Origin of the sequence: Chitinophaga sp. YR627 (genome assembly GCF_900114995.1) — a bacterium.
GTDB lineage: Bacteria > Bacteroidota > Bacteroidia > Chitinophagales > Chitinophagaceae > Chitinophaga.
The window spans coordinates 207,772-221,533 of the sequence record NZ_FOUX01000002.1 but is presented as its reverse complement, the minus strand read 5'-3'; the positions used below and the strand labels follow the sequence as shown (position 1 = coordinate 221,533).

Genomic DNA, 13,762 nt, shown 5'->3' with positions numbered 1-13,762 from the left:
AAAATGAAGCAGTTAACCAGGATAATGGCGTCGAACAGCGAAAGTAAGGCATAAAAATTGTAAAGTATTCTAGTACAACCGCGAACTATAATAACCCGTTTTCTACTTAAACACAATCAAAGTGATGAAAAACCTGTTACTAATTCTTACTGCCAGTGCTACACTTGCCTTGCACGCATGTTCTGATGACAATGAAGGATCAAATGATCCGAAGTATCCGCCTGTTGAAACGCAGGATCCTAATACTGATTATCAACCGGCTTTTCAGGGGCAAACAAGGGCCGCCGGTGTGCGTACAGATACCAGACTGGATACTACGGTCATTACGTCCTCATTGCAGGGTCCCTGGAGTGTAAAAAGTCTTCCGGATGGCAGATTCCTCGTTACTGAAAAAAGAGGCGTTTTGCGTATTGTTACACAGACAGGTACCCTTGGCGATCCAATTACCGGTCTGCCTGCTGTCAATTCAAACGGTCAGGGGGGCCTGCTGGGGCTGACGCTTGATCCGGCATTCAGTACAAACCGCATGGTATACTGGACATTTTCCGAAAATGTAGCCGGTGGTACTGTTACAGCAGTGGCGAAAGGTCGTCTGGCGAATAATGATAAAGCAATAGAAAATGCAGTCGTAATTTACCGGGCGGTCCCTGCATATAATGGAACACTGCATTACGGCAGCCGCATCGTGTTTGACGCACAGGGTAATCTCTTCGTAAGTACCGGAGAGCGTTCTGATCTGGCTACAAGACCACTGGCGCAGTCAACCACTGCTGCCCTTGGTAAGATCGTACATATCACTAAAGATGGTCAGCCGGCGCCTGGTAATCCTACTTTCGGAGAAGGTGGTTTACCTGAGTTATATACCATCGGACATCGTAATCCACAGGGACTGGCCATCCATCCTGTTACCGGCGATCTGTGGCAGGCAGAGCATGGACCAAGGGGTGGTGATGAAATAAATCATATACAGGCAGGAAAGAACTACGGTTGGCCTACTATCACCTATGGTATAGAGTATAGTGGTCAGAAAGTAGGAGATGGGATTCAGCAAAAAGAAGGGCTTGAGCAACCTGTTTACTACTGGGATCCTGTAGTATCGCCCAGCGGTATGACTTTCTATGGTGGTGACAGGGTACCTGAATGGAAGAATAACCTGTTTATTGGTGCATTAAGTGGTCAGCATATCGTACGACTTGTGATTGAAAATAATAAAGTTGTCGGAGAAGAAAGATTACTGGGTGGAGAAGGTCAGCGTTTTCGTGACGTGACACAGGGTGTGGATGGAGCGCTATATGCGGTGACGGACCAGGGTAGATTATACAGGCTGGATAAAGCCGAATAAGCCCATAATTACTTATTGGCGGCTGTAAGTCGCATATAACTATAAATACGGCGTGTACGTTGCTGCCAGATAGCGATGTGCACGCTGTGTGTTTTATACAAGAATCAAATACTGGTTGCCAGGTATCATGATGAAACATTTGAACTTCTAAACAAACTATTTTGAACTGCTGAACAAAGCTAAGTCTGGTTGATTGCCTTAAATTTGTGGATGTTTATAATGTTGTCATAAATATTACAGATATGAATCAGACAATCGTGTTGATCAATGTTTTTACTGTAGCGCCAGAGAATCAGTTGCGACTCATAGCGCTGTTGACGAAAGCTACAGACGAAAGTGTGAAATTTATCGAAGGTTTTATTTCATCTACTTTACACAAGAGTGTCGATGGTACAAAGGTGACGATGTATGCGCAATGGCGTAGCCGGGAAGACTATGAGAACATGCGTAAGAATACAGGTGCTTCACCTTATTTAGAAGAAGCATTACAGTTCGCTAAGTTCGATATGGGGATGTATGAAATTGTTCGAAAATTTGAAGCTGAACAACGCTGAGCCGGATCATACTGAAGATCCGGATAAAGCATTTTTCGCATAACTACCTCACTTTTTCTCAAAAATTTCCCAAAAGCCTTTTTTGATTCCACATTTGTATTATAGTCAGCAGATGATTGTTATGTATACACCTGAATAGATAATCCCAATAAGATATGCAGTAATACCCGGGGGACTGTCCGGGGTATTCATCTTACTATTGCACAATAGTGTAACAGTTGTAGGTTTAAGCGTATGGTCTGGTATTCCTGCCGGACCATTTTTTTATTGAACACCCTTTGTAAGGTTCGCGATCAGTGGAATGGCTACGACAAAACACGATTTGACAACGTGCAGCAATCACCAGTGCCTGAAATTTGCATTTGTAAAGTAATATCAATAAGCAATGCAGGAATCAGTAAAATTTTTAAACAGAGACTGGGAAGTTGCGGCAAATCTTCATCTGCCGGACAACCTTGATAAAACAAAAAAGTATGCAGCGATTGTCTGTGTTCATCCGGGAAGTAGTGTAAAGGAGCAGACCGCAGGACTTTACGCGGCTGAATTGTCAGCAGCCGGATTTATAGCAATAGCATTTGATGCATCCTTTCAGGGAGAAAGCGGTGGCATACCCCGTTACCTGGAAGATCCTGCAACACGGGTGGAAGACATCCGTTGTGCAGTAGACTATCTGACTACGCTCGACTTTGTAGATAAGGAACGTATTGGTGTGCTGGGCGTCTGCGCAGGCGGTGGCTATGCGGCAAATGCAGCTCTTACAGAAAGGCGTATTAAAGCGGTTGTAGCAGTATCACCTGCAAATATTGGCCGTGCCTATCGGGAGAACAGTACGATAGAAACGCTGGAGGCTGTCAGCCGGCAACGTACAGCAGAAGCAAACGGAGCTGTTCCTTTGAGCATAAACTGGACACCAGCATCTGCAGAAGCTGCAAAGCAGGCAGGAATGACTGATCCGGATCTATTGGAAGCAATAGATTATTACAGAACGCCGAGAGGAGAGCATCCCAATGCAAATAATCAACTTCGTTTTACCAGCATAACTGCTATCATGTCATTCGATGCTTTTCACCTGGCAGAATATCTGCTAACGCAACCTTTACTGGTGATCGTAGGAGATAGGGTAGGTTCTTTCGGCGGTTACAGAGATGGTTTTGAGTTGTATAATAAAGCTGCTTCAAAAGAGAAGCGCATCCACACGGTAAAAGGAGCAGGTCATTATGATTTGTATGATCAACCAGCGGCTACAACGGAAGCAGTTGGGCAACTTGTTCCCTTTTTACAGAAAGCACTATCCGCAGAATAATCGTTCGTCAGTAACAAAAGGAATTACCCTGATGAAGGGTAACTCCTTTTGTTTAAATTTACAGATCACCCGTTTATGAATAACATTCATACGATATCAGCATTTCACCGCTTACTCTCACTGCCGGACCCTACACATCCGCTGGTAAGTGTAGCGCGTCTGCAGGATGTAAAGTCTGCTAATGAAGATATCTGGAAACCTTTTTCTGTTGATTTTTATACCATATCCCTGAAAAGAGAGGTCAGGGCCAGAATGAAGTATGGTCAGCAGTACTATGATTTTGATAAAGGGATCATGAGTTTTACTTCTCCGAAGCAGGCACAATTACTGGAAATGATTGATGAAACTGTCTCCGGGCCTCAGTTTGGAAAAGGGTTTGTCCTGATGATACACCCGGACTTTCTAAGACGTCATCCGCTGGCGGCTAATATCAAAAATTACGGTTTCTTCTCTTACGCGGTTAATGAATCACTTCATCTTTCTCCACAGGAAGAGAAAAATATTGTGGATGTTTTTAGGAAGATAGAACAGGAGGGGAGGCACATAGACAAGCATACACAATCCGTTATGCTTTCACAGATAGATTTGTTATTAAACTATTGCAATCGCTTTTATGAGCGTCAATTCATCACCCGGAAAGCGGCTAACAGTGATCTGCTCACGAAGTTTGAACAGCTCCTGGAAGCCTGGTTTGAAACGAATGACGACTTGAAGAGATCACTTCCTACCGTTGAATATCTTGCGGGTAGATTGAATTTATCTCCACATTATCTGACGGATATGTTGCGCTCGCTGACAGGACAAAGTACGCAGGCGCATATTCATGAAAAGCTGATTGAAAAGGCGAAAGAGCGGTTGTCGACTACCACGCTTTCTGTCAGTGAGATCGCTTATGAGTTAGGATTTGAGCATCCGCAATCTTTTAGTAAGTTGTTTAAGGCGAAGACGGAGTTGTCACCAAGGGCGTTCAGGGAATCGTTTAGTTAAGCTATGGATAGCTATGGCCGTAGTTACAGCTGATCTTATGAAGAAGAGCGTAACTACGACAGCGATGGGAAATATGCTTATTGTAAATATTAATTAAGAATAGACCGCAATAACACTTCCACAGAGGAATTAATACTTCCCATTCTTGCGGGATCATTGGTTACCCTTGCGGCCATTAATCCTCCTTCCAGAGAGGATAGGATAGACGACGCAATTTCTTTTGGATGGATCCTTCTCCGGAATTCTCCTGTTTGTATCCCTGTTTGCAGTAGTTCTGCCATTATCTGTTCCTTTTTCAGAATAGCTTTTAGTGCTTTACTTTTCAATAGAACATTCGTGCCTTCTGCCTCTGCGATTGTGTGTAGAATAGGTATATTCCCAATTGTGGAGAATTCGTTCGCGGCAGCTTTATATATCTGAGGAAAGACCATTATCTTATCATAGTAGGTGCGGGCTTCTCTGATCATGGGATCTGCAACTGAACATATCTTTGCAATATTGTGATCAAATACAGCCACCGCTATTTCCTCCTTGTTGGAAAAGTTACCATAAATAGCTCCTCTGGAGAGTCCTGTGATATCCTCAACATCAGTAATGGACGTTTTTGAATATCCTTTCTTATTAAAAACATCGGACATGCTTTCAATAATAAACTGTCTGGTACGTTCAGCCTTAGTTGGTTTTGGTTTTGTTTGTAGCATATGTTGCCAGTTCATTTTTTAAGCCTGCTATTACTATTTTCATTGGTTTTTGTGAATTCTTCGACCTGCAGAAGACGTATGCCCCTTCTATTGCTGCAAACATTTTGGTAGCAAATTCTTCACTATCCAGGTCACCGCTAAACTCTCCGTTTGCTTTCCCTTCTTCAAAAATATTGGTAAACAAGGTGATGTTATGGTCTATCTCCTTTCTGACGAGGCGGTTGACATATGGATTTGTATCGTCTGCTTCCACTGCCAGATTCATAATAGGACAACCACCCTCGACCGGGGTTCTTAACGGCTGTTTATGAAAGTCAAAATACCCCATTATTTTTTCCAGAGCCGTTTGCCCCTTTTCCATATGATTGTTACGGATATCCCTGAAAGAGGTGAGCATAAAATCGGCACATGCCTGATTCAGGTCTTCCTTTGTTGGGAAATGTCCGAGCAGACAGCCCCGGGTTATTTTCGCAGCCTCCAGTACATCTTCTACAGAAGTAGCAGCCATCCCTTTGGTATTGATAATATCAGATGCTTTTTCAATAATCAGCTGTTTCGTTCTTTCACCTTTTTTCATAAACATTTGACTGTTTTGCACTACGAAAATATAACGATCAGTCTTTTTTTTAGCCATCGAATTGTCATGTTTCAACCACTGTTAGATACATTTCCACTGTTAGGAAACATTTGAAATATTGATAATCAAATAAATAGAGATTGTTGTAAAAAGTTGTCATTGCCTTAAAGTTTGGAATGACTCTCGTCGCCCCTCTAACTTTGTTGTGAAAATAAGTCAATTCTGACTTTTTTATTTTTCATCATGGACACGATAGGGAAAGAACAGCGAATAAAGGAAGATATTCTGCAGAGTGCATTAAAAACGGGTAAAACAGCAGGTTGGGAAGCATTAAATATGCGCAAACTGGCCGATATGATAGGATACACTCCTCCAACGATCTACGAGCATTTTCCCGAAGGGAAAGAAAGCATTCTTCAGGAACTGGCACGAAGGGGCTATGTACAGTTGAGACGGCAGCTTCGCGATGCTGTAAAGGATCCGGAGCAGATGTGGCTGACCTACTGGAATTTCGCTTACAGCGAAAAGGCGTTATATCAGCTGATGTTCGGTGTAAATATGGCCTGCCGGGGTGCGACCGAAAGCGAACTTGTTTACGGACTTTTCAGCAATCTGTATACGGAAGAAGCATATTATGCCTGCTGGTCGGCAGTACATGGTCTTATCTCCATTAATATGATCAGTCATGGTTTACCAGAAATGATGAACCAACACATTCTCAAAACTATTCATCAATCCATAAAACAAACAACGCCATGAAATATCCTGGTTCTCTTTTTTTAATTGCATTCATATTATACGGATGCGGTACAAAGCCCGTCGCTACTATTGCTCCGCCGCCTTCGCTACCCGTACTGACACTGCGTGCAGACACCATCACTACTTATCAGACATATCCTGCAGCTATTCAGGGAGAAGACGACATTGAGATTCGTCCACAGGTAAGCGGAACGCTGGAGGAAGTATTTGTGGATGAGGGCGCCTTTGTAAAAGCAGGAGATCCACTTTTCAGAATCAACGAACAGCCTTTCCGTGCTGCATTGAACAATGCTACTGCGAGTCTGCATGCTGCAGAAGGTACTTATGCTAACGCTGATCTTGAAGTACAAAAGCTTACTCCGCTTGTACAGAACAAAGTGTTGTCCGATTATCAGCTGAAAACAGCCAAAGTAGCTGCCGATGTAGCTAAAGCAAATATTGAACAGGCAAAGGCCAACATCACCGCGGCCCAGATCAATCTTGGATATTGTCTCATCAAGGCGCCGGTAAGCGGCTACGTGGGACGTTTACTGCGTAAGAAAGGAAGTCTGGTAGGACCTGGTGATCCTATCGCCTTAACTGATCTTTCCGACGTGCATAATGTACATGTATACTTCTCACTTTCTGAGAATGATTTTAATGTCTTCAAAGAAACCTATCCCGGATCATCACTCAATGAAAAGCTGAAACAGCTGCCACCGGTAACACTGTTACTGAGTGATAATACGACGTATCCTGTTAAAGGAAAGGTGGATATCGTAGATGGTCAGTTTGATAAAACTACAGCGGCCATTACGTTAAGAGCGGTGTTTCCGAATACAGACGGCATTTTAAGGGCAGGTAATACCGGAAAGATTCAGCTGGGATTACAACATCAGGATATGATATCTGTTCCACAGGCGGCAACTATTGAATTGCAGGATAAGATTTTCGTTTATGCACTTGGGGACAGCAATATAGTAAAGAAAGTACAGATTAAGGTGGTTGGTCATAGTGACCAGAATTACCTGCTTGGCGGCGGACTGAAAGCCGGAGACCGCATTGTAACAGACGGTATTCTCACATTGCAGGATGGGGCTGTTATTGCTCCCGCATCAGCGAAAAATTAATCAAAACAAACATGCTAAACGAACATGCTAAAGAAATTTATTAATAAACCTGTACTGGCAACGGTTATATCAATCCTGCTGGTCATTCTCGGATTGCTTGGGTTGTTTAAACTGCCATTACAGCAATTCCCGGATATCGCTCCACCAACGGTGGTAGTAACCGCCCATTATCCGGGCGCAAATGCTGAAACCATACTCCGTTCAGTAGCCCCTCCGCTGGAAGAAGCAATTAACGGTGTGGAAGGCATTACTTATATCAGTTCTACCGCCAGTAATGATGGTACGTTGAATGTTTCTGTATTCTTCAAACTGGGCACCAACCCGGATCAGGCGGCAGTAAACGTACAAAACCGCGTAAGCCAGGCTACCAGTCAGCTGCCAGCGGAGGTTGTACAACAGGGGATTGTTACTGCAAAGCAGCAGAACAGTCTGATTATGGTGACCGGTGTTTATACCGAGGATACCTCTAAATACGATGAAACGTTTCTGAACAACTATGTGTCGATTAATATTCTGCCGGATATTAAACGTATTCCAGGTGTGGGTGCAGCACAGATCTTTGGTGGTGGAAAGGATTATTCTATGAGGATCTGGCTGAAGCCGGCACAGTTGGCAGTTTATAACATTACCCCGGCTGAAGTAGCAGCAGCGATACAGGATAAAAGCCTTGAAGCAGCACCGGGAAGATTTGGTGATCGCAGTAAAGAGGCTTTTGAATATATCATTAAATACAAGGGTAAACTGAATAAACCCGAAGAATACGAGAATATCCCGATAAGAGGAAATGCGGATGGTTCGATCCTTCGTCTGAAGGATGTGGCGAGAGTAGAATTTGGTTCATACGACTACTCCAATAAACAACGGATGAATGGTCATGTGGGTGTGGGTATTCTGGTTGTGCAATTAGCCGGATCTAACTCCAACGAGATCCAGATCGCGGTGAATCAGCTGATGGAAAAGGCTTCTCACAACTTTCCGAAAGGCATTAAATACAATACATTCTATAGTACCAAGCGCTTATTGGATACATCTATTGAGCAGGTGGTACATACACTGATCGAGGCGTTTATTCTCGTATTCTTTGTAGTGTATATTTTCCTGCAGGATTTCCGGTCTACGCTGATACCAGCTATCGCTGTGCCTGTAGCAATTATCGGTACCTTCTTCTTTATGTATGTTTTTGGGTTTACGATTAACCTGTTATCACTTTTTGCATTAGTATTAGCCATCGGGATTGTCGTGGATGATGCGATCGTCGTAGTGGAGGCAGTACATGCGAAGATGGAACATGACCATTTGCCGGCAGCCGAGGCAACCTTACAGGCTATGCATGAAATTACCGGTGCTATTATCTCGATCACCCTGGTAATGGCCGCAGTATTCCTGCCGGTAGGTTTTATGGAAGGGTCTACAGGTCTATTTTACAGACAGTTTGCATTTACGATGGCGATTGCTATTGTGATTTCTTCTGTGAATGCATTGACATTGAGTCCGGCGCTGGCGGCATTGTTCCTAAAGAATCCGCATATGGCTGGTCCGAATGGCAGAAAGGCTACGTTTAAAGAGAAATTCTTTGCAGGGTTTAATGCGAAATTCAATCAGCTGAATGCCATATACATCCGCACCTTGAGTCTGTTCATGAAGCGGAAATGGATGGTGATGGGAGGCTTGTTGGTTGTGATACTTTGCTGTGTATATTTAGTCCGCACAACGCCATCCGGCTTTATTCCGACGGAAGATCAGGGTTTTATTGCGATTGCAGCATCCACTCCGGCAGGTACTTCTCTGCAACGTACGGAGGAGGTAATGAAAGAGGCAGAAACTAAGTTAAAGGCCCTGGATGCCGCAGGATTTGTGGTAGTAATACCAGGTTATAATCTGTTGACTTCTTCTACCAGTCCTTCTTCTACCGTTGCATTCTTTACAATGAAACCAATGGAGGAGCGTGGTAAAGTAAAAGACCTGAACGAATTGATCGCACTGGTGAATCAGACATTATCCACCGTAAAAGGAGGCGTATTCTTTGCCTTTAGTTTCCCAACCGTTCCGGGCTTTAGCAATGTGGAAGCGCTGGATGTAGTATTACAGGATCGTTCCGGTGGATCGTTAGGTAAGTTTTCAGAAACAGCTGGTGAATTTATCGGTGAATTGAATAAACTGCCATCAGTAGGAATAGCCTTTACGACTTTCCGCGCTGATTATCCTCAGTATGAACTGGAGATTGACGATGACAGAGCTACGCAATTAGGCGTGAGTGTGCGGGATGTATTGCAGACGATGTCGGCATTCTTTGGTAATACACAAGCTTCGGATTTTAATCGCTTTGGTAAATACTATAAAGTAGTGTTGCAGGCGGATGCGGAATATAAATCCAATTTAGATGCATTGAATGCAGCCTTTGTAAAGAATAACAAAGGTGAGATGGTACCGCTGAATTCTCTGGTGCATTTCAAACGTGTATTTGGCTCTGAAACGGCTTCCCGCTATAATCTGTTTAACTCGATATCGTTAAATGTGATTCCAAAACCCGGGCATAGTTCGGGAGAAGTAATTCAGGCCATCAGAGACCTGGCGGCAAAAAAACTGCCGGCAAACTATACACATGAGTTCTCCGGACAGACCCGTGAGGAGATCAGTTCAGGTGGACAATCTGTGATAGTATTCTGTCTCTGTCTGATATTTGTATACTTCCTGCTCTCTGCGCAATATGAAAGTTATATTCTGCCGATGGCGGTGATTTTATCCATCCCTACCGGCGTATTGGGCGTATTTGCGATGATCAACCTGAAGGGGATAGAAAACAATATATACATACAGGTAGCGCTGGTGATGCTGATTGGTTTGCTGGCGAAAAACGCGATTCTGATAGTGGAATTTGCCGTACAGCGCAGGCATGCGGGTAAGCCATTGATAGAAGCAGCATTGGAGGCCTCCAGGCTCAGATTACGTCCTATTATCATGACTTCGCTGGCATTCATTTTAGGCCTTTTCCCGATGAGTATTGCTGAGGGTCCTTCAGCCCAAGGAAACCACTCTATCAGTTATGGTGCTGTGGGAGGGATGATGGCAGGAGTGTTATTGGGCTTACTGGTTATTCCTGTGTTATTTGTCATCTTCCAGGGTCTGCATGAGCGCATCACTAAAAAATCATTTGATCACGTGGCCGGTCATCGTCATATGAAAGGTGTGGCCGAAGATATTCAGTTGAATTAACTATGAACATTAAACATATTATACAATCAGGACTGATCGTTGCGTCAGTCCTGGTATCTTGTAAGGTCTCCCGGGATGTAAGTGTGAAGGATACCGTTTTGCCGGTCAGTTACCAGGATGCATCCACGGATACCACCAATATTGCGCAATTACCCTGGGATAGCTTTTTTAAAGATCCTGAGCTGAATGCTTTGATAAAGGCGGCTATTGACCATAATAATGATCTGCAGATCGCGATTAAAGATATTGATGCAGCATCACAGGCCCTGCAACAGGCTAAATGGGGAAATGTGCCGGTTGTTGGTTTACAGGCGACAGGGAGCACCAGCCGTCCTTCGGATAATAGTCTGAATGGATTTACCCTTCAGCAGTTTCTCCAGCAGTCGCATATCGAAGACTATTCTGTGGCGGCGTTACTATCCTGGGAGGTAGACATTTGGGGCAAGATCCGCAGTCAGAAGGCAGCTGCACTGGCAGCATTCCTGAAGACCCATGAAGCGAAAAAAGCAGTACAGACACGATTAGTAAGCGATGTCGCAAAGGGGTATTATAACCTTTTGATGCTGGACGATCAGTTAGAAATAGCAAAGAAGAATGTAGCATTAAGCGATAGCGCGGTAGGGATGATTAAACTACAATATGAATCCGGGCAGGCTAGTCTGCTGGCAGTACAGCAGGCCACTGCACAGCGCCTGGTAGCAGCCGGCCTGATCCCACTTTTTGAACAACAGCGCTCAACGCAGGAGAATGCCCTGAATATACTGACAGGGAATTATCCGGGTATTATTAAACGGGAACAGCAACTCTGGTCTGTCTCTTTAGCCGATGATCTGCTTGCAGGTATACCTGCACAATTGCTCAGCAACCGTCCGGATGTGAGACTCGCGGAGCTGGACGTAGAGCAGCGAAATGCTGATGTAGGATATGCAAAGGCGAGTATGTATCCTTCACTGGTCGTTACAGCACAAGGTGGAATTGACGCCTTTAAGGCCAGTAACTGGTTTAATATCCCATCGTCCTTGTTTGGCGCTGTAGCCGGAGGAGTAGCTGTACCGCTTTTGAATCAGCGTAAATTAAGAACTACTTATGAGGTAGCGAAAATACGTCGCGATGAGTCGGTGATTCATTTCCGTCAGTCATTGTTGGTCGCTGTAGGAGAGGTATCGGATGATTTAGTGAAGATTGTCAAGTTTCAGGAAAGACAGCGGCTGGTATCTGAACGTGTGACGGTATTGCGCGAGGCTACACAGCATTCTCATATGCTTTTTGGAAATGGACTGGCGAGTTATCTGGAGGTGATTACAGCGCAGAGTAATGTGTTGCAGAGTGAGTTGGAGCTTGCGGGGGTGAAGAATGCAGAGTTGGGGGCGAGGGTGGATTTGTATAGGGCTGTGGGAGGAGGATGGAAGTGAGGGGATGGGTGTGAGGCGAGTACTCGAGTCCAAATAAAAAGTAAGATGTATTAAAAGTAAAAGAAAGGTTCTGGGAATCAATTGAAAAATATTTCTCCATTAGGTATCCGAAATCAAAGGGGCTGTATCGTACATTGATACGGTCCCTTTTGTATTAGTAAGATTATCGTGATCATTATACGAGATTAATAACTATGCTAACAGGTAAATCATTTTTACTTTTAAGTAGTCTTTTCTTTTTTAAGTGAAGGAATATAATTTACATCTTGAATATGATTATTATATACATCCATTATTGCATTCAAAAATTGTTTTAACGTAATTATTTATACAATTCAAGAATTATAAGTGTTATTTATTTATCGAAACTGCAACTTAAATATTATTGATATGTAGTGAATGCATTGGTGTAATAAGTGTCTACTATATAAGTTGCTTATTGAATATTTTATCTATCTATAGTCTGCTTAGTCGAAAATTTTAAAATAAATAGCTTTTATATTTTACGGCATTATAATGTGAATTATGTTTAATGAATTGCATATAAGGGGTTGAATTTGAAATAATAGAGATACGTTTATCAAATATGCATCTACACAGAAAGAATTTCTGACGTTTCAGGTAAAACTTTTGAGGAAGTATGGTTGAATCAAAGGCAATAATATCATTATTATTATTTATTGTGAGTACTTGAATATATAATTATTTCTGTCATACAGCTAACAACTACTACGTTGTCAGATATCTTAAACTTAAATGAATAAGTATATAATTAATATATACGATATTTTTTTATAGATATGAAACCAAAAATCTTTATAGGCTCATCATCCGAAGCATTAGACCTCGCAGAAGCGATACAATCAAACCTGGAACATTCAGCATATTGCACTATCTGGAATCAGGGCATTTTTAGCTTATCAAGTAATGCTTTGGATGACTTATTAAAGACTTTGGATGTATATGATTACGGAATTTTTATATTTCGGCCAGATGATAAGAGTACAATACGTAAAGAGGAATATTCTACTATACGTGATAATGTAATATTTGAGTTGGGGCTTTACTTTGGCAAATTGGGAAAAACCAATGCATTCTATCTTATTCCACGGAACTATCCGAAACTACATTTACCATCTGATCTTGGTGGAATTACCGCAGGAACCTATGACCATGAAAGATTAATAACTGATAGAAACTTTAAAGCAACTGTAGGGCCGTTTTGCACCCAAATTAAGGAAATGCTAAATAAAGGCGAATTAACTAAAACCAACATAGGCGTTAGTAAGGCAGCTTTCTTCAATAATTTTACAACTGATTTTGAATCACTAATAAGAGCGGCTGATAATATCACCCTTTTTTTTATCCATAGTCGACAGTGGCGGGAAAACAACCAGAATGCGATAGATGGCTTTCTGAAACGCAAGAACACAAAATTGAATGTTTATCTCCCCAATTTTACTAATACCAGCTTGCTGGAAAGGATAAAAAGCAACTTTTCAGACGCCGTGGTTATAGAGAGTCTGATCAAAGATGCCTTTAGATTTTTCCTCGAACTAAAAAGCGAGTTCAAAGGTAAAGTCGAAATCAGGTATTTCAACTTTTATCCTACCTACTCGTTTTATCATTTTGATAATGAAGCAGTCGTTGCAATGTATCCAACTACGCCAAAGAAAAAGAATGTACCGTCCTTCCTGGTGTCGAAAAATTCGGCTTTTTGGAATTTTATTGAAGATGACTTGAGAGAGTTGAGAAAGCATGCTAAAAAGATTGATAAATTTATAATCGATAAACTATAGTATAGT

Annotated in this window: 11 protein-coding genes; 9 read left to right on the top strand and 2 right to left on the bottom strand. The window is 42.6% G+C overall.

Features of this window, described 5'->3' with window-relative positions; translation table 11 throughout:
* Nucleotides 1–124 precede the first annotated feature (124 nt).
* From BMZ72_RS09580 to BMZ72_RS09565, 4 genes are all read left to right on the top strand, one after another.
* Entirely contained in the window at nt 125–1,342 is a 1,218-nt protein-coding gene (locus BMZ72_RS09580) for a PQQ-dependent sugar dehydrogenase (RefSeq protein ID WP_089807660.1), read from the top strand.
* 242 nt (nt 1,343–1,584) lie between these two features.
* The gene (locus tag BMZ72_RS09575) at nt 1,585–1,896 is read left to right on the top strand and encodes an antibiotic biosynthesis monooxygenase family protein (RefSeq protein WP_089807658.1); all 312 of its coding nucleotides are present in this window, start codon (nt 1,585–1,587) and stop codon (nt 1,894–1,896) included.
* A gap of 385 nt (nt 1,897–2,281) precedes the next feature.
* Nucleotides 2,282–3,199, top strand: a complete 918-nt coding sequence (locus BMZ72_RS09570; protein ID WP_089807655.1) for an alpha/beta hydrolase — start codon at nt 2,282–2,284, stop codon at nt 3,197–3,199.
* A gap of 75 nt (nt 3,200–3,274) precedes the next feature.
* A complete protein-coding gene (locus tag BMZ72_RS09565; RefSeq protein WP_177222739.1) occupies nt 3,275–4,186 on the top strand; it encodes a helix-turn-helix domain-containing protein in 912 nt (303 codons plus the stop codon).
* A gap of 89 nt (nt 4,187–4,275) precedes the next feature.
* Here the strand turns inward: BMZ72_RS09565 and BMZ72_RS09560 are convergent, their stop codons facing one another.
* Both BMZ72_RS09560 and BMZ72_RS09555 read right to left on the bottom strand, forming a co-directional pair.
* Nucleotides 4,276–4,887 carry a TetR/AcrR family transcriptional regulator gene (locus tag BMZ72_RS09560; protein WP_177222738.1) on the bottom strand — a complete coding sequence of 204 codons (612 nt, stop codon included), beginning with the start codon at nt 4,885–4,887 and terminating at the stop codon, nt 4,276–4,278.
* Nucleotides 4,859–5,464, bottom strand: coding sequence for a TetR/AcrR family transcriptional regulator (locus tag BMZ72_RS09555; protein ID WP_177222737.1), 606 nt, complete (start codon nt 5,462–5,464; stop codon nt 4,859–4,861). Before BMZ72_RS09555 ends, BMZ72_RS09560 begins: the two co-directional genes overlap by 29 nt.
* A gap of 243 nt (nt 5,465–5,707) precedes the next feature.
* On the opposite strand from BMZ72_RS09555, the gene BMZ72_RS09550 reads away from it, so the two are divergent.
* The 5 genes from BMZ72_RS09550 to BMZ72_RS09530 all read left to right on the top strand — a co-directional run bounded on the left by BMZ72_RS09550 (nt 5,708) and on the right by BMZ72_RS09530 (nt 13,756).
* On the top strand, nt 5,708–6,223 hold the full coding sequence (locus BMZ72_RS09550) for a TetR/AcrR family transcriptional regulator (protein ID WP_089807648.1): 516 nt from the start codon (nt 5,708–5,710) through the stop codon (nt 6,221–6,223).
* On the top strand, nt 6,220–7,332 hold the full coding sequence (locus BMZ72_RS09545) for an efflux RND transporter periplasmic adaptor subunit (protein ID WP_089807646.1): 1,113 nt from the start codon (nt 6,220–6,222) through the stop codon (nt 7,330–7,332). Before BMZ72_RS09550 ends, BMZ72_RS09545 begins: the two co-directional genes overlap by 4 nt.
* 24 nt (nt 7,333–7,356) lie before the next feature.
* Entirely contained in the window at nt 7,357–10,545 is a 3,189-nt protein-coding gene (locus BMZ72_RS09540) for an efflux RND transporter permease subunit (protein WP_089807644.1), read from the top strand.
* Nucleotides 10,546–10,547: 2 nt separating this feature from the next.
* Nucleotides 10,548–11,957, top strand: a complete 1,410-nt coding sequence (locus BMZ72_RS09535; RefSeq protein WP_089807642.1) for a TolC family protein — start codon at nt 10,548–10,550, stop codon at nt 11,955–11,957.
* A gap of 800 nt (nt 11,958–12,757) precedes the next feature.
* Nucleotides 12,758–13,756 carry a nucleotide-binding protein gene (locus BMZ72_RS09530; protein ID WP_089807640.1) on the top strand — a complete coding sequence of 333 codons (999 nt, stop codon included), beginning with the start codon at nt 12,758–12,760 and terminating at the stop codon, nt 13,754–13,756.
* The last annotated feature ends 6 nt before the right edge of the window (nt 13,757–13,762 follow it).